Below are 22384 nucleotides of genomic sequence, written 5' to 3' on the forward strand. Positions count from 1 at the left end.
CATGCGCACGCCATTTGCCCTTGTTGCCACGACTGCCCTTGCCATGACCCTCGCCGCTTGCGGCGGTCCGCCGGAAGCGGAGAGCGAGGCTGACGCAACCGCCGTCGAGGAAACGACGGACGAGGCAACGGACGTCGCCGCCGTCGAGGGCGAAGGCGAAGCCGTGGAAGCAGACGCCGAAGAGGCGACCGAAGCGCCGGCTCCGGTTGCCAGCGCTACCCCGACCGCCCGCCCGACGCCCACTGCTACGGCGACGGTCGCCGCCGCCCCGGCCACGCCGCCGGCGGCATTCTCGACCTGCGGCGTCTGCCACTCGGTCGAGCCCGGTCAGAACGGTGTCGGTCCGACGCTGGCCGGCGTCGTCGGTCGCCGCGCGGGCAGCGTTGCGGGTGCCAACTACAGCCCCGCCATGCAGGGAGCTAACATCACTTGGACCGAGGCCAACCTGCGCCGCTACCTGCTCGATCCCAACGCCGTGGTGCCGGGCGGCACCATGCCCGCACCGGGCCTTAACGCCGCACAGGCGCAGGCGGTGGTGAACTACCTCAAGACGCTCTAGTCGGCCTGGCTGGTCGCGGCGGCAGCCAGCCACTCGATTGCACGGGCATGCCCGGCGACCGGGGCGTTTTCCGGAAAGACCTCGACTGGCCACTGCGGGGCGATCCCGCGCCCTTCGTACAGCGCGCCGTCGGGCGCCCGAAAGGCTTCATTCGAAAGCTCGAGGTACCAGCCGTTGGGCAGCGGCTTGGCCAGCGGGGTGGAGAACGAGCCGCGCGTAGTGCTGCCCGCGTGAATCACATTGCCATTCTGCCGCAACGCCAGCGTGGCCAGTTCCCCGCCCGACACGGTCACATCGCTGGTGAGCAGGTAGACGGGTCCGCCAAAACGCGCACCGGCGGCAACCTCGATGAGATAGGGCACTGCCTCGCCGCCGCCGGTATGGGTGACGGTGTAGCCGAGATAGGCACTGTCGGTCAGCCGCTCGGCGATACGGCGGGCGATCACGTCATAGCCGCCGCGGTTGTTGGACAGGTCGAGGATCAGCGCCTCGGCGCCGACAAACCCGCCAAGCACCTCGTCCATCGCGGCATCGAATGCGGCAATTTCGGCAGCGGCCCATGCGGGTGAGCCGGCTTCGGGGCCTTCGACAAAGCCGCCCATGGTGAATATCTGCAGGTAACCGACCCGCCCGTCCTGCAAGGTGCCGGCCACCATCCTGTCGTTCGCCAGCAGGCGTGCGCCGGGATCGAGCACGCCCTCCAGCAGTTGCTCGACCAGCCCGCGCACCCAGGCGCCTTCTCCCTGACCCTCGCGAACCATCGGCAAGGTCGTGCCCAGTCCGCCCTGTGCCCGGCGGCGTTCGCCCTCGACGGTGGCAATCAGCTTGGTGTGCGAGTCGCTCAGTCCCTCCACCAGCGCGCCCATGGCATCGAACAGCGCGGCTTCGCCCATGCCGTCATGGATTGTCGGCCGAACTGCGCCGACGCGGGCCTGCCACTCGACTGCCCGTTCGTCGAAGAACCCGTAGTGCCGGGCCATGATGGCGGCGAAGGTGTCGAACACCGCCTCCTCACCGGACAAGTCGGAGCTGCCACATTCGGAAGGAAGGGACGAAAGGCGGACAAAGCGCGTCGGCGTGTCGCCCGGCAGGTACTGGAAGATGGCGCGATCACGGCCCAGCGAAGTGAAGAAGCGATATTCGATCGAACCCATGACCGCGGCATCGCTGCCGGGCCCGGCACGGTAACAGCCGACGGGCGTATCCTGCCAGCGGGTGATCCCCTCTGCCCCTACGTCCAGCAACCAGCCATTGGCGCTCGATTGCCACACGCCGCGGGCTGCGGGGTTGGTGGTTCCGTCGGCCTGGTGGATTGCCGCGGCATCCGCGATCGGGCGATCGGCCGGCGGAGTGGTGGTGCAAGCTTGCAGCAGCAAGAGCGGAACGGTGACGATTAGCGATAGGCGCACGGATATTCCTGTCCCGGACAAGCAAAAGGGGTGGCTCCCCAATGGGAACCACCCCTTCCATGTCAATTCCCGAGGTCGACGGACTAGCGCCGAACCTCGACGAATTACTTCAGCTCGACGGTACCGCCGGCAGCTTCGATCTTGCCCTTGATCTCTTCGGCTTCGGCCTTGTTCACGCCTTCCTTGAGCGGCTTCGGCGCGCCCTCGACGAGAGCCTTGGCTTCGGTCAGGCCCAGGCCGGTGATGGCGCGGACTTCCTTGATGACCTGGATCTTCTTGCCACCGTCGCCGGTCAGGACGACGTCGAATTCGTCCTTTTCTTCGGCAGCGGCGCCACCGTCGGCACCACCAGCGGCGGGGCCAGCAACGGCGACTGCAGCAGCGGCGCTAACGCCCCACTCTTCTTCCAGGGCCTTGGCGAGTTCAGCCGCTTCCATGACGGTCAGCGACGACAGTTCTTCAACAAGCTTGGCAATGTCAGCCATGATGTATCACTCCAAAATTTGGCGGGGCGTCTCAAATGCCCCTCGAATGTTTCGCGGTGTGCGAGAAAGCGTCTGTTACGCCGCGTCCTTGGCGCCATAGGCACCGAAGACACGGGCCAGCTTGGCCGCGGGGGCGTTGACGACCTGGGCAACCTTGGTTGCCGGGGCGTTGACGAGACCCACGATCTTGCCACGCAGTTCGTCGAGGCTGGGCATGGAGGCGAGAGCCTTCACACCTGCTTCGTCGAGGACCTGCGTGCCCATCGAACCACCGACGATTTCCAGCTTGTCGTTCGACTTGGCGAAATCGACAGCAGCCTTGGCGGCTGCGACCGGGTCTTCCGACCAGGCCAGCGCGGTCGGGCCGGAGAGAAACTCTTCGATCCCGGCGTAATCGGTGTCCTTCAGGGCGAGCTTGGCGAGACGGTTCTTCGCGACCTTGTAGGACGCACCGGCTTCACGCATCTTGTTCCGCAGATCGGTGGACTGAGCCACCGTCATGCCGAGGTTGCGGGTGACAACCACCACGCCGACCTCGTTGAACACAGCGTTGAGCTGGGCGACCGCTTCGGTTTTCTGCGAACGATCCATGCCGTACTCCTTCACTATGGCCGCGAACGCCTTTGGGGCGGCCGCGACCGGCTCAAGTTGCCACACGGCTCATGCCGCATGGACGAGTCCGTTGATGGGGAAGGAGGTGCGTGACGCATCACGCGTGGAGCAGGAGGCATGAAAGCCGCCTGCGGAAACTCTTTTCCCCGTCTAGGCTGGAAATTAAGACCGGCAAATTCCGGTCACCAACTGTCTCGGACGGATGACTGCAAAAGCAATCGGGGCGCGCAATTAGCTGCCGCGCCCCGAAAGTCAAGTCATAGTGGCCGGATCAGCCGCGGGCGTCATAGCCCAGCAGGTCGCCCGGCTGGCACTGCAGCTCCCGGCAGATCGCCTCCAGCGTGGAGAAGCGGATCGCCTTCGCCTTGCCGGTCTTGAGGATCGAGAGGTTGGCTAGGGTCAGGCCCACCCGCTCGGCCAGCTCGGTCAGCGTCATGCGGCGTTCGTGCAGCAGGTCATCGAGTTTGATCACGATCCTGGTTCCTTCCGAATCGGCGCCCATTACACGGTCCCTTCCAGGTCTTCGCGCATCGCGGCGCCGTGGCGGAACACGCGGGCAAGGATGAACAGGATGATTACCAGCAGTACGCCTTCGATGTCCCAGCCGCCATCGACAGTCAGGTGCATGTCGTCGAACTCGCTGGCATAACGTGCAAGCGAGACTCCCAGCGCTGCGGCGGGGATCATCGCCAGCTGCACGCCCAGCATCAGCCAGCCCATCAGCGACAGTCGATCCGCGTTGACCGGGGCGAAGGGATCTCCGTCACCCACGGTGCCGATGAGTTTGCGCAGGGTCCCGAAGAAGACGAACAGCATCACCACGATGGCAAGCCCGATCAGCATGACGCCGGCCAGCTGCAGCAGCGGGAAGGCCACTCCGGGATCGCCGGCTTTGGCGGTGATCTCCTCGATGATATCGGCGCGGAAGATCAGCACTGCAGGGGTGGCGATCAGCAGCGCGATGGCGCCGATGGCCATGCCGATCTGCAGGATCACGGCAAGCACCTTGCCGGCAAGCAGCAGCAGGTCGTTGGGGCGGGTTGCGACGGTCACGGGTCAGTCCTCTCTATCTGTGACGCTCAGGCCAGCACCGGCGCGGCGATCGCGACGGTCTGGGTGATGGGCACGTTGGTGATGGCGGCCAGCGAGCTGAGGGCGAGCACGACAACAAAGACTGCGGCGGCGGATTGGGTGGCAAAACGGGTCATATCGATCTCCTTGAAGCGAGTTATTGAAAAACGATATGGACGAGTCGCGGCTTATTGTCAATCAATAATATTGAAAAACGATATGTGCCTTATCGTTTTGCTGGTACAGGCGCGCAGCTGCGTCCGTCTTTTGACGGACGCAGGACCGCATTGCTGGCGATAAGGGTCAGTCCGCCGGTGCTGTCATTTCCGGGAAAATCTCGGACACGTCCCCTTCGAGCGCCCGTCCGTAGGCCGTGTTGGGCAGCAGGAACCAGCCATTGCCCCAGTTATCGGCATAGGAACTGGACATGGCCGCTGCCCGCCGGTCCGGCACCGGTTCGACGACGTTGAGCAGTTGCGCGAAATCGCCCAGCTGGTCTCCCGCCATGGCGACCACGCACCAGCTTTCGGCGATGGTCCAGCGGCGGCCGTCCTTGTTGCCGCCCATCTCGTCCATGCCGTTGAGGAAGAAGGTCTCTCCCAGCACCGGTCGTTCGAGGCCGATGGAGACGAGGTAGCCAGCGACCAGGTCGGCCATGTCGAGCGTACGGTTGGTGTTGTAGATCGGGGTGATCCCCGCCGCGCTGAGCCGGGTGATGGTTTCGACCGCGCCCGGCGCCGCCCGTACCGGGTGCTCGGCGGCGAGCGAGCTGTCGAGCCCGGTGAACTGGTTGTAGCCCAATCCCGTGTTGAGCGTGACGGTTTCGTCGACGTCGAAAACCACGGCCAGCGGCTTGTTCCCGCAGGGGACGTAGCTGGGCGTTTCCAGGGTGGCATCCGGGGTGACGATGACGCTGTATTCCGGCCGCTGCGCGGCCATGGCCAGGGCGTGCTCCTCGAGGTTGCGATAGGTGCCCATGCTCACCGCCGCAGCTTCGCCCGAGCCATACAGGAATTGCAGGCCCACCAGCTGCCGCGATTCCGGCACCTGCGCCTGCACCGTGGGCGCTTCTTCCACCGTGGCACACCCGGCCAGCAGGCTGGCGGCCAGCCCGGCTACGACTAGACTTCTCATTCGGCTTTCATCCCTTCCCGCAAACGATTGCCGGCAGCATTGCACGTTTTCGGTCTGCTGCGCCACCGACACCAGCCCTGGCTGGCTGCTGGCGACGGCAAGACGCTGCCAGGCGGGCAACCCATTGACCCGACTCGCCCCTCTCCCTATATGGCCGCCATCGCCGGAGAGCTTCGAGCAAGGTGTGCCTTAACGCGGGGGCGCAACCCAGGACGGAAGTTCCGGCATCTGCGTGAGATGACTGGACCAAGGCTGCGATGGCAGAGCCCTTCGGGGTGTGCCCTCTTGCGGCCTTTTCTGCGTCTCGCGCCTCCCCGCATGTGAACGACATTTTCCGCGCTGCTTTCCGCCCAGAGTAACCTGGCTAAGCGGCGCACACACGCGAAGAAGAGGCCACGGCTTTATAATGGCGAAGAAGGCTACCCCGGCAACCACCGGCACCAAGAAGAAGCGCATCCGCAAGATTTTCGGCGACATCCACGAAGTAGTGCAGATGCCGAACCTGATCGAGGTGCAGCGCGAGAGCTACGAGCAGTTCCTGCGTTCGAACCCGGCGATCGACTATGTGTCGGGTCTCGAAAAGACGCTGCGCAGCGTTTTCCCGATCCGCGACTTCGCCGGCACCGCCGAACTCGACTTCGTCCATTACGAACTGGAAGAGCCCAAGTACGACACCACCGAGTGCCGTCAGCGCGGCATCACCTATGCCGCCCCGATGAAGGTCACCCTGCGCCTCATCGTGTTCGAGGTGGACCAGGAAACCGAAACCCGCTCCGTGCTCGATATCAAGGAGCAGGACGTCTACATGGGCGACATGCCGCTCATGACCTCGAACGGCACCTTCATCATCAACGGCACCGAGCGCGTGATCGTGTCGCAGATGCACCGTTCGCCGGGTGTGCTGTTCGACCATGACCGCGGCAAGACCCACTCCTCGGGCAAGTTCCTCTTCGCTGCCCGCGTGATTCCGTACCGTGGTTCGTGGCTGGATTTCGAATTCGACGCCAAGGACATCGTCAACGTGCGTATCGACCGCAAGCGCAAGCTGCCGGTCACCGCGCTGCTCTATGCGCTGGGCCTCGACAGCGAGGACATCCTCGCGCACTTCTACAACAAGGTCATCTGGAAGCGCGGCAAGGACGGCTGGGAAATCCCGTTCACTGCCGAAGCATGGCGTGGCCAGAAGCCGACCTTCGCGCTGGTCGATGCCAAGACCGGCGAGGAAGTCTTCCCCGCCAACCAGAAGGTTTCGCCGCGCGCCGCCAACAAGGCGGAGAAGGACGGCCTCAAGACCCTGCTGATTCCGACCGAGGAAATCTTCGGTCGCTATGCCAGCAAGGACATGATCGACGAGAAGACCGGCCGCATCTACATCGAGGCGGGCGAGGAAGTCTCGCCGGAGAGCCTCGAGAAGCTGGACGCTGCCGGCATCGACCAGATCGAACTGCTCGATATCGACCACGTCACCACCGGCCCGTGGATCCGCAACACCATGGCGGTCGACAAGGCCGAGAACCGTGAAGAAGGCCTGGAAGCCATCTACAAGGTGATGCGTCCGGGCGAACCGCCGACCAAGGAAACCGCCGAAGCGCTGTTCGAAGGCCTGTTCTTCGACGCCGAGCGTTACGACCTTTCCGCCGTCGGCCGCGTGAAGCTGAACATGCGCCTCGGCCTCGACGCCGAAGACACCGTCACCACCCTGCGCAAGGAAGACATCCTCGCCGTGGTGAAGGAACTGGTCGACCTGAAGGACGGCAAGGGCGAAGTCGACGACATCGACAACCTCGGCAACCGCCGCGTGCGTTCGGTGGGCGAGTTGCTGGAGAACCAGTACCGCGTCGGCCTGCTGCGCATGGAACGCGCGGTGAAGGAACGCATGTCCTCCGTCGACGTGTCGACCGTGATGCCGAACGACCTGATCAACGCCAAGCCGGCGGTTGCCGCCGTGCGCGAGTTCTTCGGTTCGTCGCAGCTGTCGCAGTTCATGGACCAGACCAACCCGCTGTCGGAAGTCACCCACAAGCGTCGCGTCTCGGCGCTTGGCCCGGGCGGCCTGACGCGTGAGCGTGCCGGCTTCGAAGTGCGCGACGTGCACCCGACGCACTATGGCCGCATCTGCCCGATTGAAACGCCGGAAGGCCCGAACATCGGCCTGATCAACTCGCTCTCCACCTTCGCCCGCGTCAACAAGTACGGCTTCATCGAGACGCCGTACCGCACGGTGAAGGACGGCAAGGTCACCGGCGAGGTGAACTACCTTTCCGCCATGGAAGAGCAGAAGCACACCGTCGCGCAGGCATCGGCGGATACCGACAAGAGCGGCAAGTTCGTGGAAGAGCTCGTCTCGGCGCGCCAGAACGGCGAATTCGTGATGAGCCCGTCGGACCAGGTCACGCTGATGGACGTGTCGCCGAAGCAGCTCGTCTCGGTCGCCGCATCGCTGATCCCGTTCCTGGAAAACGATGACGCCAACCGCGCACTGATGGGCTCGAACATGCAGCGCCAGGCGGTGCCGCTGGTGAAGGCCGAAGCGCCCTTCGTCGGCACCGGCATGGAAGAGACCGTGGCCCGCGATTCCGGCGCCGCGATCGCTGCCAAGCGTTCGGGCATTGTCGACCAGGTCGACGCCGGCCGTATCGTGATCCGTGCCTCGGGCGAGGTGGACACCACCAACCCGGGCGTCGACATCTACACGCTGCAGAAGTTCCAGCGCTCCAACCAGAACACCTGCGTCAACCAGCGTCCGCTGGTGAAGGTGGGTGACGTGGTGGAGCAGGGCGACATCATCGCCGACGGTCCCTCTACCGATCTCGGCGAACTGGCGCTGGGCAAGAACGCCCTCGTCGCCTTCATGCCCTGGAACGGCTACAACTACGAGGACTCCATCCTCATCTCCGAGCGTATCGTGAAGGACGATGTCTTCACCTCGATCCACATCGAGGAATTCGAAGTCATGGCCCGCGACACCAAGCTCGGCCCGGAAGACATCACCCGCGACATTCCCAACGTCGGCGAGGAAGCCCTGCGCAACCTCGACGAGGCGGGCATCGTCTACATCGGTGCCGAAGTGCACCCGGGCGATATCCTCTGCGGCAAGATCACGCCGAAGGGCGAAAGCCCGATGACGCCGGAAGAAAAGCTGCTGCGCGCCATCTTCGGCGAAAAGGCCAGCGACGTGCGCGACACCTCGCTCCGCCTGCCGCCGGGCGTTGCCGGCACCGTTGTCGAAGTGCGCGTGTTCAACCGCCACGGCATCGAGATCGACGACCGTACCCGCGCCATCCAGAACGAGGAAATCGAACGCCTCAAGAAGGATAGCGAGGACGAGCGCAACATCCTCAACCGTGCGACCTACAACCGCCTGAAGGACATGCTGGACGGCCAGACCGCTTCGGCCGCTCCGAAGGGTGTGAAGAAGGGCACCAAGATCACTGCCGAGGTGCTGGAGGGCGTCGACCGCCACGAGTGGTTCAAGTTCGCCGTCGCCGATGACAACATGCAGGCCCAGCTGGAAGCGGTGAAGGGCCAGTATGATGAGGCGGTGAAGGCCATCAAGGACAAGTTCGAGGACCGCAAGGAGAAGCTCGAACGCGGTGACGAGCTGGCCCCAGGCGTGCTCAAGATGGTCAAGGTCTTCGTCGCCGTGAAGCGCAAGCTGCAGCCGGGCGACAAGATGGCCGGCCGCCACGGCAACAAGGGCGTGATCTCGCGCATCCTGCCGGAAGAGGACATGCCGTTCCTGGAGGATGGTACCCCGGTCGACATCGTGCTCAACCCGCTGGGCGTGCCTTCGCGCATGAACGTCGGGCAGATCTTCGAGACCCACCTCGGCTTCGCCGCGCGTGGCCTCGGCCAGCAGATCGCCGAGCAGCTCGACGACTGGCGTGCAGCCAATCCCGACATCACGGCAGGCAAGCCGCCCGCCGCGCTCGTGGACAAGCTGAAGGACGTCTACGGCGAGCAGTATCACGACGATATCGACAGCCGCACGAACGAGGAACTGGCCGAGCTGGCCGGCAACCTGCGCAAGGGCGTGCCGATGGGCACCCCGGTGTTCGACGGTGCGCGTGAAGGCGACGTGACCGACATGCTGGTGAAGGCAGGCTACGATCCGTCGGGCCAGTCCACCCTGTATGATGGCCGCACCGGTGAGGCGTTCGACCGCAAGGTGACCGTGGGCATCATCTACATGCTCAAGCTGCACCACCTGGTCGACGACAAGATCCACGCCCGTTCGATCGGCCCGTACTCGCTCGTCACCCAGCAACCGCTGGGCGGCAAGGCGCAGTTCGGTGGCCAGCGCTTCGGTGAAATGGAGGTCTGGGCACTGCAGGCCTACGGCGCCGCCTATACCTTGCAGGAAATGCTGACGGTGAAGTCCGACGACGTGGTCGGCCGCACCAAGGTCTACGAAGCCATCGTCAAGGGCGACGACACCTTCGAAGCCGGCATTCCGGAGAGCTTCAACGTGCTCGTCAAGGAAATGCGCTCGCTGGGCCTCAACGTCGAACTCTCCTCGCTGTCTGACGGCGAAGAGGACGAGGACGGCGACGGCTTCACCCAGATCGCAGCTGAATGACAGGGGTCGGCGGCCTTCAGCAGGCCGCCTCCCCGCCAACCCCTGTTAATCCCCCCAAGGGAATGTGAAAAATGAACGAACTGACCAAATTCACCAACCAGCTGGCCAAGCCGGAAACCTTCGACCAGATCCAGATCGGGATCGCGTCGCCGGAACGTATCCGCTCGTGGTCTTTCGGTGAGATCAAGAAGCCGGAAACGATCAACTATCGTACGTTCAAGCCCGAGCGTGACGGCCTGTTCTGCGCCCGCATCTTCGGTCCGGTGAAGGACTACGAATGCCTGTGCGGCAAGTACAAGCGCATGAAGTACAAGGGCGTCGTCTGCGAGAAGTGCGGCGTCGAAGTCACCGTCACCAAGGTGCGTCGCGAGCGCATGGGCCATATCGAGCTGGCCGCGCCAGTGGCGCACATCTGGTTCCTCAAGTCGCTGCCCTCGCGCATCGGCCTGCTGCTCGACATGCAGCTGAAGCAGCTTGAGCGCGTGCTCTACTTCGAAAGCTACATCGTCACCGAACCGGGCCTGACGCCGCTGGAGAAGTTCCAGCTGCTGACCGAAGACGAGCTGCTCGAAGCGCAGGATGAATACGGCGAGGACGCCTTCACCGCCGGCATCGGTGCCGAAGCGGTCAAGGTCATGCTGATGGACCTCGATCTCGAGCAGGAACGTGCGGACCTGCTGGAAGAGCTGGAGACCACCAAGTCCACGCTCAAGCCGAAGAAGATCATCAAGCGCCTGAAGGTCGTCGAGAGCTTCATCGAATCGGGCAACCGTCCCGAGTGGATGATCCTCGAAGTCGTGCCGGTCATCCCGCCGGAACTGCGCCCGCTCGTCCCGCTGGACGGTGGCCGTTTCGCGACCTCGGACCTGAACGATCTCTATCGCCGTGTCATCAACCGTAACAACCGCCTGAAGCGTCTGATGGAGCTGCGCGCGCCGGACATCATCGTCCGCAACGAAAAGCGCATGCTGCAGGAAGCCGTGGACGCGCTGTTCGACAACGGTCGTCGCGGCCGCGTCATCACCGGCGCCAACAAGCGTCCGCTGAAGTCGCTCAGCGACATGCTGAAGGGCAAGCAGGGCCGCTTCCGCCAGAACCTGCTCGGCAAGCGCGTCGACTACTCGGGCCGCTCGGTCATCGTGACCGGTCCGGAACTCAAGCTGCACCAGTGCGGCCTGCCCAAGAAGATGGCGCTCGAGCTGTTCAAGCCGTTCATCTACGCCCGTCTCGACGCCAAGGGTCTGTCGATGACCCTGAAGCAGGCGAAGAAGTGGGTGGAAAAGGAACGCAAGGAAGTCTGGGACATCCTGGATGAAGTGATCCGCGAACACCCTGTCCTGCTGAACCGCGCCCCGACGCTGCACCGTCTCGGTATCCAGGCGTTCGAGCCGGTGCTGATCGAAGGCAAGGCGATCCAGCTGCACCCGCTGGTGTGTTCGGCCTTCAACGCCGACTTCGACGGTGACCAGATGGCCGTTCACGTCCCGCTGAGCCTCGAGGCGCAGCTGGAAGCGCGCGTGCTGATGATGTCGACCAACAACATCCTCTCGCCCGCCAACGGCAAGCCGATCATCGTGCCTTCGCAGGATATGGTGCTGGGCCTGTACTACCTGTCGATGGACCGCGAAGGCGAGCCCGGCGAGGGCCGCGTGCTGGCCGACATCGACGAGGTGCACCAGGCGCTGCACGTCGGTGCGGTGACGCTGCACTCGAAGATCACCACCCGCGTCCCGCAGACGGACGAGGACGGCAAGACCTACATGAAGCGCGTGGAGACCACTCCCGGCCGCATGCTGATCGCCGAATGCCTGCCGAAGAGCCACAAGGTGCCCTTCGAGGTGGTGAACCGCCTGCTGACGAAGAAGGACATCGGCGACGTGATCGACGAGGTCTATCGTCACACCGGCCAGAAGGACACGGTGCTGTTCGCCGACGCCATCATGTCGCTGGGCTTCCGCCACGCGTTCAAGGCCGGCATCTCGTTCGGCAAGGACGACATGATCATTCCGGACAGCAAGGAAGGCATGATCGAGGAGACGAAGGCGCTGGTTGCCGACTACGAGCAGCAGTACCAGGACGGCTTCATCACCCAGCAGGAAAAGTACAACAAGGTGATCGACGCCTGGAGCCGTTGCGGCGACCAGGTGGCGGCCGCCATGATGGAAGAGATCAAGGCCACGCCGAAGGACGACGACGGTCGCGAGGCGCCGGTCAACTCGATCTACATGATGAGCCACTCGGGTGCCCGTGGTAGCCCGGCGCAGATGAAGCAGCTTGCCGGTATGCGTGGCCTGATGGCCAAGCCGTCGGGCGAGATCATCGAGACCCCGATCATCTCGAACTTCAAGGAAGGCCTGACCGTCCTTGAGTACTTCAACTCCACCCACGGCGCCCGCAAGGGCCTCGCCGACACCGCGCTCAAGACCGCGAACTCGGGTTACCTGACCCGCCGTCTGGTCGACGTGTCGCAGGACTGCGTGATCGTGGAAGAGGACTGCAAGACCGACAACGCGCTGGAAATGCGTGCCATCGTCCAGGGCGGCAGCGTCATCGCCTCGCTCGGCGAGCGCATCCTCGGCCGCACCGTCGCCGAAGACATCATCAACGTCGCCACCGACGAGGTTATCGTCAAGGCCGGCACGATGGTGGACGAGGCGCTGGTGAAGGAAATCGAGGACGCCGAAGTCCAGCAGGCGAAGATCCGCAGCCCGCTGGTCTGCGAAGCCGAACAGGGCGTTTGCGCGACCTGCTACGGCCGTGACCTCGCTCGCGGTACGCCGGTGAACATCGGTGAGGCTGTCGGCGTGATCGCCGCGCAGTCGATCGGTGAGCCGGGCACCCAGCTGACCATGCGTACCTTCCACATCGGTGGCGCGGCGCAGGTGAACGAAACCTCGCACCTCGAATCGATCTCGGACGGTAAGGTCGTCTATCGCGACATGCCGACCATCACCGACAAGAAGGGCCGCCGCCTGTCGCTGGCCCGTTCGGGTGAAATGGTGGTGATCGATAACGAAGGTCGCGAGCGTGCAATCCACCGCGTGCCCTACGGTACGGTCCTGATGTTCAAGGACGGTGCCAAGGTGAAGGAAGGCGATCGCCTGGCCGAGTGGGACCCGTTCACCCTGCCGATCATCACCGAAACCGCCGGTGTCGTGCGCTACCAGGACCTGGTCGAAGGCAAGACGCTGGAAGAGCGCGTGGACGATGCCACCGGTATCGCCCAGCGCGTGGTGACCGAATATCGCGCCACCAGCCGTTCGAAGAAGGAAGACCTGCGTCCGCGCCTCACCCTGCTGGGCGAGGACGACGCCAAGGCCGCCAAGCCCAAGAAGGAAGAGGAAACCGAAGCGCAGCGTTACATGCTGGCTCCGGGCACTACCCTTTCGGTTGAGGACGGCCAGCAGGTCGAAGCGGGCGACATCCTTGCCCGTGCTTCGCGTGAAGCCGCCAAGACGCGCGACATCACCGGCGGTCTGCCGCGTGTTGCCGAGCTGTTCGAGGCGCGCGTGCCGAAGGATGCTGCCGTGATCGCCAAGATCAGCGGCCGCATGGAATTCGTCCGCGACTACAAGGCCAAGCGCAAGATCGCGATCGTTCCAGAAGAGGGCGATACGGTCGAGTACCTGGTGCCGAAGACCAAGGTCATCGACGTCCAGGAAGGCGACTTCGTGAAGAAGGGCGACACGCTGATTTCCGGCTCGCCCAACCCGCACGACATCCTTGAAGTGCTGGGTATCGAGGCGCTGGCCGAGTATCTCGTGAACGAGATCCAGGAAGTCTATCGACTGCAGGGCGTGAAGATCAACGACAAGCACATCGAGGTGATCGTTCGCCAGATGATGCAGAAGGTCGAGATCACCGACGGCGGCGACACCACGCTGCTGCCGGGCGAACAGGTCGACCTGGAGGAAATGAACGAGGTCAACGCCAAGCTTGCCCCGCGCAAGAAGAAGGCCGAAGGCAAGCCGATCCTGCTCGGGATCACCAAGGCCAGCCTGCAGACCCGCAGCTTCATTTCCGCCGCGTCCTTCCAGGAGACCACGCGCGTGCTCACGCAGGCCGCGGTCGAAGGCAAGAAGGACACGCTGATCGGTCTCAAGGAGAACGTGATCGTGGGTCGCCTCATCCCCGCCGGTACCGGCGCGGGCATGAACCGCCTGCGCGTTACCGCCTCGTCGCGCGATGCCGCGCTGCGGGCGCAGTACAAGAAGATGCAGGACGCTCTCGAAGCGGCCGAGGAGGAAGAGGTTCCGGCCGACGCCCCCACCAGCGAAGAGGCCATGAAGGCAGCCATGGGCGGCGGCGACGCAGCCCCGGCAGCCGAGGCCGAAGCACCGGCTGAAGAGGGCGGCGAAGAGTAAGCTCTTCCCCACCTGCCAAGGACAAGAGGCCCCGGCGGAGCGATCCGCCGGGGCCTTTTCTTTGCCTGTCCCTGTTAGACTAATCGCCGCGAAAGCTAATGCAAATCACTTGCAATAACATTGGCGGCGATTAGTCTGGCATCGAATCGAAACGCCAGAGTGACGAGGATGTCGATGCACCAGCCTGCCCGCCCGAACGCACTTCCCGCCTGCGACGAACCGCTCCGGAATGCCATCGTCGCCGACCTCGCTCGCCCGCGGAAGATCCATGACTATGCGGAACCGGTGGTGACGCTGGTGGTGGCGATCCGGCTGATGGCGGCGGCCATGCAAGGCAACTGCGATCCGTTAGTGGAACTGACCCGTCGCCTTGGCTCGATCACTGCGGCCAAGGCCGTGCTCGACCTCGCCAAGGCAGGCTCGCAGGCCTGGCCGGAAAACGTCATGGTCAACCGCCCCTGCTGCCATGCCTTATCGCCTGACGAAGCGGTGCTCGCTGACATGGCCAGCGCCGTCCTCGCGGGGGACCGGCAACAGTTTGCGGCCGTTCTCGAGGGACTGGTCCGTCGAGAACGGCACGAACGGCTCTATGGCGCAGCTGCTGCCGTGATGGCGGAGCTGGCGTAACGCCCTAACGGTTGCGTCGGCGCTCCCGCTCCCGCGCACGAACCTCGTCGCGGGTCGGGATGACCTCTCCCAGCTCGGCGATCACATCGGCAGCCGGGATGAAGAGGATGTCGTGCGCATTGTCTTCGCCCGGGTCTACGAACTGGACGAAGGCGATGGTGATCGGCCCGCCATAGCCCGGCTGCGGGGTGGTAAGCAGCATGGTGAAACCCTGCTTCCCGCGATGCTGCGCCTGCAAGGCGGCGTGCAGCACGATCGAGTCGATGGCCGACTGGATGCTGCCGGTCGCGGTGATCGCATAGTGGCCGTCCTCGTCGGGCTCGTCGGTAATCATGCGGCTGCGCTCGACCCGGTGGGTATTGCGCGCGCGGTCCTCGAACTCGTCGACCTTGGCATAGTCGACGATCAGGTCGAACAGGTCGTCGTTCTCGGTGTCGTCCTGCAGCTCGATGGCCATCAGTTCATCATAGCGTTGCTGCCACAGTTCGTCGGCGGTCTGCGAGAGCGCGCCGATCAACTCGTCCGGCTGCGCGCCACGGCTGAGCAGACGGTTCACTTCCAGCACCGAGCCGAAGCTGGGCACGGTCCACTGCGAGCGGGCCGAATACATCCGGCGCGCGGCCTTCACGTCGCCGTCGTTCGCCTGCTGCAGCACGGTGAACAGGTCGAGCAGTTCGACGATGGAAGAGCTGTTGTCTTCCGGCTGACCCTCGGCGATGCGGTGGTTCATGTTGCTGCGCGCGCGATCGGCCCACTCTGTTGCGGCTTCCCAGTTGCCGCCCAGCGCATGGGCGATGGCTGCACGGGCATAGGGTGCCGAGGCGCGTGGCCCATCACCAAGCGAATCCACTACGGTGATGAACGCCTCGTAGACCTTGGCCGAATCGTCGAACCGGCCGACCTCGTCCAGTCGCCCGGCATAGGTCAGCAGGAACTGCGGCATGATCTGCCCGGCCACGTGGTTGCGGATTTCCGCCTCGGGCGACATGTCCTTCAGGAAGCGGCCAAAGTCGTTCGCATACAGGCCCGGCACGAAGGAATAGCGCATGTCGGCAATCGACGAGAGCGAGACGTCGCGTGCCCGTTCCGGATTGCCCATGCGCAAGTGCACGGCGGCTTCGATGTTGTTGAAGGACAGGCCCATCGAGCGATCGAAATAGGGATTGCCGATCAGGTCCGCTGCTGCCGCCTCCGCCCGGGCGCGCGCGACGTCGGCCAGCGCGGCTTCGTAATTGCGCATTTCGACATAGTGCAGCGCGCGGGCCAGGATCAGCGGCACGCGGCGCACCGGATTGCCTTCGCCGTCCTCGCCGTCGATCAGCTGGGTACAGGCATCCACACCGCCCCCGCCGAACAGACGGGCATCGGGGTCGGGGCTTTCGGGCGAGGGCGCGAAGATGCCCAGCAGGGTGATCGCGCCCAGGAAGCGGGCAAATTGCTCGCCACCGGTCATGTTGTTGGGCTCCCCATCGCAGCGCAGGTACAGCGACGGCTCCCGGCCCTGCGCCTGTGCGGCACCGGCATTCATCACGCTCGCGGCCAGCACCGCGGCGGCAATCCACTTCTTCATTCGGAAAGACCCCTAGAGTTCCTTTGATCCCAGTCACCTACCATCGCTGGAAAACGCCAAAACACAAGCCGTTTCGGCTGCGACTTGTCCGCTATCCCCAACGGGGGTAACCGCAGCCTCCATGACCACCGTTACGCGTTTCGCGCCTTCGCCCACCGGCCGCCTGCATGTCGGCAACATCCGTACGGCGCTGCACAACTGGATGCTGGCCGCCAAGCGCGGTGGGCGCTTCCTGCTGCGCATCGACGACACCGATGCAGAGCGCAGCCGCGAGGAGTATGTCGAGGCGATCCGCACCGATCTGGCATGGCTGGGCCTGTCGCCCGATGGCGAGGAACGCCAGTCGCAGCGCATGGCGCTGTATGAGGAGGCGTTCGAACAGCTGCGCGCGGCCGGGCGCATCTATCCCGCCTATGAAACGCAGCAGGAACTGGAACTGAAGCGCAAGATCCAGCTCGGTCGCGGACTGCCGCCGATCTACGATCGGGCCGCGCTCCAGCTCACCGAAGAGCAGCGCGCAGCGAAGGAAGCGGAAGGCGTGGCCCCGCACTGGCGCTTCAAGCTGGACCATGACGAGCCCATCGCCTGGGACGACGGCGTGCGTGGCAGCCAGAAGTTCGATGCCGCGCAGCTCTCCGATCCGGTGATCCGACGCGCGGACCGATCGTGGCTCTACATGCTGCCCAGCTGCGTGGACGATATCGCCATGGGCATTACCGACGTGCTGCGCGGGGAAGACCATGTCTCCAACACGGCGGTGCAGATCCAGATGTTCACCGCGCTCGGCGCCCCGCCGCCGCGCTTCGCGCACGAGGCGCTGCTGGTCGGCCGCGAAGGCAAGCTGTCCAAGCGCCTCGGCTCGCTCGGCTGCGATGCCTTCCGCGAACGCGGCATCGAACCCGAAGCACTCATCGCGCTGCTGGCGCGGCTTGGAACCAGCCAGCCGGTCGAACCGATTGCTGCGCGGGAAGTGCTTGTAAACACATTTGATTTGTCGACCTTCGGCCGCGCCCCGGCGAAGTTCGACGACGCCGAGCTGGAGCGGATCAACGCCGCCATCGTGCACCAGCTCGAATACTCTGCCGTGGCGGATCGCTTGCCCGATGGCATGGACGAGGCCGGCTGGCACGCGATCCGGCCCAACCTGCAGACTGTCGGCGAGGCGCAGGACTGGTGGAAGCTGGTCACCGGGCCGATCGAGGCGCGCGAATTCGATGAAGAGACCCGGGCCTACCTTGCCACTGCCGCCGACGCGCTGGCGTGGTCGGACACGCCGTGGGCGGATCTCACCGCTACCCTGAAGGACAGCACCGGCCGCAAGGGCAAGGCGCTGTTCCTGCCGCTGCGCCAGGCACTGACCGGAATGGACCACGGTCCCGACATGGGCGAACTGCTGCCGTTGATCGGCGAGGACGAGGCGCGCACCCGTCTTCGCGCCGCCGCCACGGCCTGACGCTAAATGAGATAAAGTCACTTGACGTCCGCGCGGCGGCCCCTAGATGGGCCATGATATATTGTGTCAACAAGAGTTGAATGTCCCCCCATGCGTAAGACCCTGACCACTCTCCTGCTCTGCGCAGCCGCGTGGCCATTGCCCGTGCTCGCCCAGGATGCCGACCCCGCCGACCAGGAACCCGCCGAGGACGAAGCGACACCACGCTCGACCGCCGATGACTTCCACAATGTCATCGTGGTGAGCGCCGCCGGTATCGACCGGCTGGACATGGTGGCGGGCAGCTCGGTTGTTTCCGGCATCGAACTGCAACGTCAGAGCGCGGGCCAGATCGGCGACATGCTCGACCAGGTGCCCGGCGCCTCGGCCAGCGGCTTCGCGCCCGGTTCCTCGCGCCCGGTGCTGCGCGGCTTCGGCGGAGAGCGCGTACGGGTGCTGACCGACGGGGTCGGTTCGCTCGACGCCTCGGGCGCCTCGGCCGACCACGCCGTGTCGGTCGATCCGCTGATCGCCGACCGGGTGGAGGTGCTGCGCGGCCCGGCGGTCCTGCTTTACGGCAGCTCCGCGATCGGCGGCGCGGTGAACGTGATCACCAAGCGCATCCCGCCGCGCCTGCCGGAAGAGGCCTTCCACATCGACGCGCTGGCCGGCGTCGACAGCGCTGCCAACCTGCGCGAAGGCGGGGTGTCGCTGGACCTGCCGCTGGGAAGCGGCTTCGCCTTCCACCTCGACGGGTCCTATCGCAACACCGACGACATCGAGATTCCCGGCTTCGCCGCTTCGCCCGAACTGCGGGCGGACCTGCTCGCCGACGCGGCCGAGGAAGAGGAAGAAGGCCACCTCGAGGAGGCCGAAGAGCTGCGCGAGGGCGCCAATACGCGCGACGTGCTGCCCAATAGCTGGACCGACGCGACCTCGCTCGGCACCGGCCTCGCCTGGTTCTCCGGCGAGAACAACATCGGGATCTCCTTCGACTACTACGACACCGGCTATGGCATTCCCGGCCTGCCGGGCGTGGGCCACGTGCACGGCGAGGAAGAGGACGAGCACGATGAAGACCATGACGAAGATCACGAGGGTGAAGAGGAAGGACACGAACACGGTGACGAGCCGGTCTCGATCGGCCTGAAGCGCTACCGGGTGGACCTGCGCGGCCAGCTGGACCTGGGCGACGGCTTCTTCGACCATGTGCAAACCCGCTGGGGCTGGTCCGACTACACCCACACCGAATTCGAGGGCGTCGAGACCGGCACGGTCTTCGACGTGCAGGGCGTGGAAGGCCGCATCGAGCTGGTGCAGTCGCGCCGCGACCACTGGCGTGGCTCGATGGGCGCGCAATATTCGCACGTCGATTTCGAAGCCATCGGCGCCGAGGCCTTCGTGCCGCCGAGCGTTACCGAAAACTTCGCCCTGTTCACCTTGCAGGAACTCGATTTCGACCGCCTCGAAGTCGAACTGGGTGGCCGCTACGAGAACACCTCGGTCAGCGAAGGCATTTTCAATCGCGAGCGCAGCTTCGACACCGTTTCGGGTGCGGTTGGCCTGTCCTACATCCTGTTCGACGATTTCCGTGCCGGCCTGAACCTGAGCAGGGCGGAGCGCGCTCCCTCGGCGCAAGAACTCTTCGCTGACGGACCGCACATCGCCACCCAGCAGTTCGAAATCGGCAATGACACACTCGATTCCGAAGGTGCCTGGGGTGTCGAGGGATACGTGCGCGGCGAGCTCGGCTCTGTGCAGGTCAACGCCAGTCTTTACCGCAACTGGTTCGACGGGTTTATCTACCTCTCCGCCACCGGTGCCGAGGAAGACGGGCTGGATGTCTATCGCTTCCTGCAACAGGATGCCGACCAATGGGGCTTCGAGGGACAGGTAAGCTTCCCGCTGATCCACAACGGCAGCTTCACCCTGCTGGGTGACCTGCGCGGCGATTACACCAAGGCGACCCTGTCCGATGGTACGCCGGTGCCGCGCATCCCGCCGCTGAGCCTGGCGGGCGCGCTCGAAGCACAGACCGGTCACTTCGACCTGCGCGCCGAAGTCGAATGGAACGACGAGCAGACGCGCGTCGCGCCGATGGAGACGCCGACCGACAGCTTCACCCATGTGAACCTGTCGCTGGCCTGGCACCCGTTCGAAGGATCGGAAAATCTCACCGTGCTGGCGCAGGTGGATAACCTGTTCGACGAGGAGGGTCGCCTTGCGACCAGCTTCACCAAGGACTTCGTCCCGCTGCCGGGCCGTAACTTCAAGCTGTCGGTGCGTACGAGTTTCTGAGCCTGTCTGTTTTTCGCTCCGACCTCGGTCGGAGCGTCCTCGCTAGACGCGCAGCATAGCTGCGCCCGCTGCGGGCGGCCGTTGCGTCTCCTACACCTCGTCGTAGTGGAAGGGGGCGATCACCGCCTTGGGATGCGCCTCGTATTCGAAGCTCTGCGGCCGGTCCGGCTGCAAACCTTCGGTGGAGCGCAGCAGCGGCACGCCGCCGCGGTGCCAGCCCTCGTCGTATTCGGCGTAGAAATTGATGATGCCGTGCAGGCTGGCGATGCGCCAGCGCCCGTCCTCGCGGACATAGCTGTTCTCGTAAGTCGCTTCGCCCCAGCGGCCTTCCTTGCCAAGGAACCCGACCATCATCAGCGTGCGCCAGCGGCCCTTGGCGGTACCCGCCGCGCTGTCGATATGCAGCACGGGTTGCAGCTGCATGTGGTTGAAGATGGTGCCGTCCTGGTATTCGGGCAGGCACTTTAGATAAGCGCGTACCCGGTCCTGCCCGACATAGACGCCGCGTCCGGCGATCTCCAGCGTGCCATCCTTGGCGAACAGGTCCGCTGCCTTGTCCCACATGCCCTTGTCGACATAGTAGCCATAGGCGCCCTGCAGGTTGACGAGGTCACGATAGTCCTCTGCCGCCTGCGCGCGGGCTTCCAGCGCCTCGATCCGCGCCAGCAACGCTTCCATGTCAGCCATCAGCGGCGTCCTTCCACCAGTGCTTCGTGAAACTGCACCGACGCCGCATAAGCCGAGGTGGCATCCGTGGCGAAGGCATGGGTCGGCACGTTGCTGCTGGCGAATACCGCCTGCAATTGCTGCCCGAAGCGGGCATCGCCCGGTGCGGCCACGGCGATTGACGAGGCATCGATGCCGAGCTGGCCGAAGGCGCCGTCGCCGAATGCCGTGGCCAGCGCGGCAAGATCGCCCGGCGCCTGCGTGCCGGTAAGTCCGACGACGTATCCGCGCAGGGCGAAATCGCCCGCCATCGCCTGTGCCGCCGCCAGTTCGCCGCCGCCGACGATCACCAGCGGTCTTGCCATCAGGGTATCGCCCGAAGGTGCGATGAAGCTGACGGGCTTGTTGCCCGAAGGCGTGGACATGGCCACCGTGCCGAGCGAGGTGGCGGTATCGAATACCGGATCGATGAATCGCTGGGCCGTGGCAATATCGGTCACTGTCACGGTGATGTTCACCGTGCTGGACCGGCCGAGCGAGTCGGTGGCCGTGGCGGTTACCTCGTAAACGTTGTCGGTGCCCTGATCGAGCGGGGTCTCGAAGTCGGGCGGGTTGATGAAGTTGAGGTCACGGCCATTGTTGATCGTGAACAGCGCTCTATCGGGTCCGCCCAGAGTAATGACGACGCTGGCGGCTGACTCGTCATTGATGGCCAGAGTGATGATGGTGTCGGTGCTGTTTTCCGGATAGTCGATCGCGAAGTTGGCGTTGGTAAAGGTCGGCGGTTGATTGGCCGTGCTGGTCGCCAAGGAGTCGCTCCCGCAACCGGCAAGCATGGCGGTAGCGGCAAGCGCGGCGGTAATCTTGTAGAGTGACATGCGGACCCTCTCCCTTGGCCGATTTCGCACGATGCTAATGGCTTGTGCGGCGACTGCCTAGGGTGTTCGCAACGGTATCAGTGAACCTAGAGCTTGGGCAGCGTGACGCCGCGTTGGCCCATGTACTTGCCCGCCCGGTCGGCATAGGTGATCTCGGGCCGTTCGTTGCCCTGCAGGAACAGGAACTGGCACGCGCCCTCGTTGGCGTAGATCTTGGCCGGCAGCGGCGTGGTGTTGGAAAATTCCAGCGTCACGTGACCTTCCCAGCCCGGCTCCAGCGGAGTCACGTTCACGATAATCCCGCAGCGGGCATAGGTGCTCTTGCCCAGGCAGATCACCAGCACGTCGTCCGGGATGCGGAAATATTCCACCGTCCGGGCCAGCGCGAAGGAGTTGGGCGGGATGATGCAGACATCGGTCTCGCGATCGACCAGGCTGGCGCCGTCGAAATCCTTGGGATCGACCACGGCGGAATTCACATTGGTGAAAATCTTGAACTCCGGCGCGACGCGCGCGTCGTAGCCGAAGCTGGAGAGGCCGTAGGAGATATTCCCCTCGCGCCGCTGCGCTTCGACGAAAGGCTCGATCATGCCGTGTTCGAGCGCCTGGGTACGGATCCACTTGTCGGAAAGAATCGCCATGGACGAGGGATTCCCCATGTAGGGGCGGGGAGCAAGCCCGGCGGGGAGAACTTTCCCCT

The 22384-nt window shown here is 64.5% G+C and carries 17 protein-coding genes; 6 read left to right on the forward strand and 11 right to left on the reverse strand.

The features are described 5' to 3' along the window. Positions 1–43: 43 nt before the first annotated feature. Positions 44–559, forward strand: coding sequence for a c-type cytochrome (locus OZN62_RS10710; protein ID WP_269099697.1), 516 nt, complete (start codon positions 44–46; stop codon positions 557–559). On the opposite strand, the gene OZN62_RS10715 is transcribed toward OZN62_RS10710, so the two are convergent. From OZN62_RS10715 to OZN62_RS10745, 7 genes are all read right to left on the reverse strand, one after another. After that, positions 556–1968 (reverse strand): S41 family peptidase, encoded by a 1413-nt coding sequence (locus OZN62_RS10715; RefSeq protein ID WP_269099698.1) that lies wholly within the window; start codon positions 1966–1968, stop codon positions 556–558. The two genes, OZN62_RS10710 and OZN62_RS10715, sit on opposite strands and share 4 nt — an antisense overlap. 104 nt (positions 1969–2072) lie before the next feature. Further along, the gene (rplL, locus tag OZN62_RS10720) at positions 2073–2453 is read right to left on the reverse strand and encodes a 50S ribosomal protein L7/L12 (RefSeq protein ID WP_269099700.1); all 381 of its coding nucleotides are present in this window, start codon (positions 2451–2453) and stop codon (positions 2073–2075) included. A gap of 75 nt (positions 2454–2528) precedes the next feature. Continuing rightward, positions 2529–3044: a 50S ribosomal protein L10 gene (rplJ, locus tag OZN62_RS10725; RefSeq protein WP_269099701.1), complete on the reverse strand. Its 516-nt coding sequence runs from the start codon at positions 3042–3044 to the stop codon at positions 2529–2531. A 292-nt stretch (positions 3045–3336) separates the two neighbouring features. Further along, positions 3337–3567 carry a helix-turn-helix domain-containing protein gene (locus OZN62_RS10730; protein ID WP_269099702.1) on the reverse strand — a complete coding sequence of 77 codons (231 nt, stop codon included), beginning with the start codon at positions 3565–3567 and terminating at the stop codon, positions 3337–3339. Next, positions 3567–4118 (reverse strand): DUF2975 domain-containing protein, encoded by a 552-nt coding sequence (locus OZN62_RS10735; protein ID WP_269099704.1) that lies wholly within the window; start codon positions 4116–4118, stop codon positions 3567–3569. The genes OZN62_RS10730 and OZN62_RS10735 overlap by 1 nt, the downstream gene beginning before the upstream one ends. A 26-nt stretch (positions 4119–4144) precedes the next feature. Further along, on the reverse strand, positions 4145–4273 hold the full coding sequence (locus tag OZN62_RS10740; protein ID WP_269099707.1) for a hypothetical protein: 129 nt from the start codon (positions 4271–4273) through the stop codon (positions 4145–4147). A gap of 166 nt (positions 4274–4439) precedes the next feature. Then, on the reverse strand, positions 4440–5270 hold the full coding sequence (locus tag OZN62_RS10745; RefSeq protein ID WP_269099709.1) for an HAD family acid phosphatase: 831 nt from the start codon (positions 5268–5270) through the stop codon (positions 4440–4442). 406 nt (positions 5271–5676) lie between these two features. On the opposite strand from OZN62_RS10745, the gene rpoB reads away from it, so the two are divergent. The 3 genes from rpoB (at position 5677) to OZN62_RS10760 (ending at position 14840) form a co-directional block, all read left to right on the forward strand. Then, positions 5677–9849: a DNA-directed RNA polymerase subunit beta gene (gene rpoB, locus OZN62_RS10750; protein ID WP_269099712.1), complete on the forward strand. Its 4173-nt coding sequence runs from the start codon at positions 5677–5679 to the stop codon at positions 9847–9849. A gap of 71 nt (positions 9850–9920) precedes the next feature. After that, a complete protein-coding gene (gene rpoC / locus OZN62_RS10755; protein ID WP_269099713.1) occupies positions 9921–14213 on the forward strand; it encodes a DNA-directed RNA polymerase subunit beta' in 4293 nt (1430 codons plus the stop codon). Between the two features lie 174 nt (positions 14214–14387). Further along, entirely contained in the window at positions 14388–14840 is a 453-nt protein-coding gene (locus tag OZN62_RS10760; RefSeq protein ID WP_269099715.1) for a DNA-directed RNA polymerase subunit beta', read from the forward strand. A 4-nt stretch (positions 14841–14844) separates the two neighbouring features. Here OZN62_RS10760 and OZN62_RS10765 read toward each other — a convergent pair whose 3' ends face one another. Continuing rightward, positions 14845–16410, reverse strand: coding sequence for a hypothetical protein (locus OZN62_RS10765; protein WP_269099716.1), 1566 nt, complete (start codon positions 16408–16410; stop codon positions 14845–14847). 121 nt (positions 16411–16531) lie between these two features. Between OZN62_RS10765 and gltX the strand changes: the two genes are divergently transcribed. Continuing rightward, positions 16532–17863 (forward strand): glutamate--tRNA ligase, encoded by a 1332-nt coding sequence (gene gltX / locus OZN62_RS10770; protein WP_269099718.1) that lies wholly within the window; start codon positions 16532–16534, stop codon positions 17861–17863. 90 nt (positions 17864–17953) lie between these two features. Beyond that, on the forward strand, positions 17954–20140 hold the full coding sequence (locus OZN62_RS10775) for a TonB-dependent receptor (RefSeq protein ID WP_330848743.1): 2187 nt from the start codon (positions 17954–17956) through the stop codon (positions 20138–20140). Positions 20141–20230: 90 nt separating this feature from the next. On the opposite strand, the gene OZN62_RS10780 is transcribed toward OZN62_RS10775, so the two are convergent. From OZN62_RS10780 to dcd, 3 genes are all read right to left on the reverse strand, one after another. Continuing rightward, positions 20231–20827 (reverse strand): nuclear transport factor 2 family protein, encoded by a 597-nt coding sequence (locus OZN62_RS10780; protein WP_269099721.1) that lies wholly within the window; start codon positions 20825–20827, stop codon positions 20231–20233. After that, positions 20827–21684 carry a cadherin repeat domain-containing protein gene (locus OZN62_RS10785; protein WP_269099723.1) on the reverse strand — a complete coding sequence of 286 codons (858 nt, stop codon included), beginning with the start codon at positions 21682–21684 and terminating at the stop codon, positions 20827–20829. Before OZN62_RS10785 ends, OZN62_RS10780 begins: the two co-directional genes overlap by 1 nt. An 86-nt stretch (positions 21685–21770) precedes the next feature. After that, positions 21771–22325 carry a dCTP deaminase gene (dcd, locus tag OZN62_RS10790; protein ID WP_269099725.1) on the reverse strand — a complete coding sequence of 185 codons (555 nt, stop codon included), beginning with the start codon at positions 22323–22325 and terminating at the stop codon, positions 21771–21773. Positions 22326–22384: the final 59 nt, after the last annotated feature.

Source organism: Aurantiacibacter sp. MUD11 (assembly GCF_026967575.1).
GTDB lineage: Bacteria > Pseudomonadota > Alphaproteobacteria > Sphingomonadales > Sphingomonadaceae > Alteraurantiacibacter.

Excerpts from the sequence above, each read along its gene's own strand:
- OZN62_RS10710 (WP_269099697.1), top strand. The coding sequence starts at position 44 with ATGACCCTCGCCGCTTGCGGCGGTCCGCCGGAAGCGGAGAGCGAGGCT.
- rplL (WP_269099700.1), bottom strand. The coding sequence starts at position 2,453 with ATGGCTGACATTGCCAAGCTTGTTGAAGAACTGTCGTCGCTGACCGTC.
- rplJ (WP_269099701.1), bottom strand. The coding sequence starts at position 3,044 with ATGGATCGTTCGCAGAAAACCGAAGCGGTCGCCCAGCTCAACGCTGTG.
- OZN62_RS10730 (WP_269099702.1), bottom strand. The coding sequence starts at position 3,567 with ATGGGCGCCGATTCGGAAGGAACCAGGATCGTGATCAAACTCGATGAC.
- OZN62_RS10740 (WP_269099707.1), bottom strand. The coding sequence starts at position 4,273 with ATGACCCGTTTTGCCACCCAATCCGCCGCCGCAGTCTTTGTTGTCGTG.
- OZN62_RS10745 (WP_269099709.1), bottom strand. The coding sequence starts at position 5,270 with ATGAGAAGTCTAGTCGTAGCCGGGCTGGCCGCCAGCCTGCTGGCCGGG.
- rpoB (WP_269099712.1), top strand. The coding sequence starts at position 5,677 with ATGGCGAAGAAGGCTACCCCGGCAACCACCGGCACCAAGAAGAAGCGC.
- rpoC (WP_269099713.1), top strand. The coding sequence starts at position 9,921 with ATGAACGAACTGACCAAATTCACCAACCAGCTGGCCAAGCCGGAAACC.
- OZN62_RS10760 (WP_269099715.1), top strand. The coding sequence starts at position 14,388 with ATGCACCAGCCTGCCCGCCCGAACGCACTTCCCGCCTGCGACGAACCG.
- OZN62_RS10765 (WP_269099716.1), bottom strand. The coding sequence starts at position 16,410 with ATGAAGAAGTGGATTGCCGCCGCGGTGCTGGCCGCGAGCGTGATGAAT.
- gltX (WP_269099718.1), top strand. The coding sequence starts at position 16,532 with ATGACCACCGTTACGCGTTTCGCGCCTTCGCCCACCGGCCGCCTGCAT.
- OZN62_RS10775 (WP_330848743.1), top strand. The coding sequence starts at position 17,954 with ATGCGTAAGACCCTGACCACTCTCCTGCTCTGCGCAGCCGCGTGGCCA.
- OZN62_RS10780 (WP_269099721.1), bottom strand. The coding sequence starts at position 20,827 with ATGGCTGACATGGAAGCGTTGCTGGCGCGGATCGAGGCGCTGGAAGCC.
- OZN62_RS10785 (WP_269099723.1), bottom strand. The coding sequence starts at position 21,684 with ATGTCACTCTACAAGATTACCGCCGCGCTTGCCGCTACCGCCATGCTT.
- dcd (WP_269099725.1), bottom strand. The coding sequence starts at position 22,325 with ATGGCGATTCTTTCCGACAAGTGGATCCGTACCCAGGCGCTCGAACAC.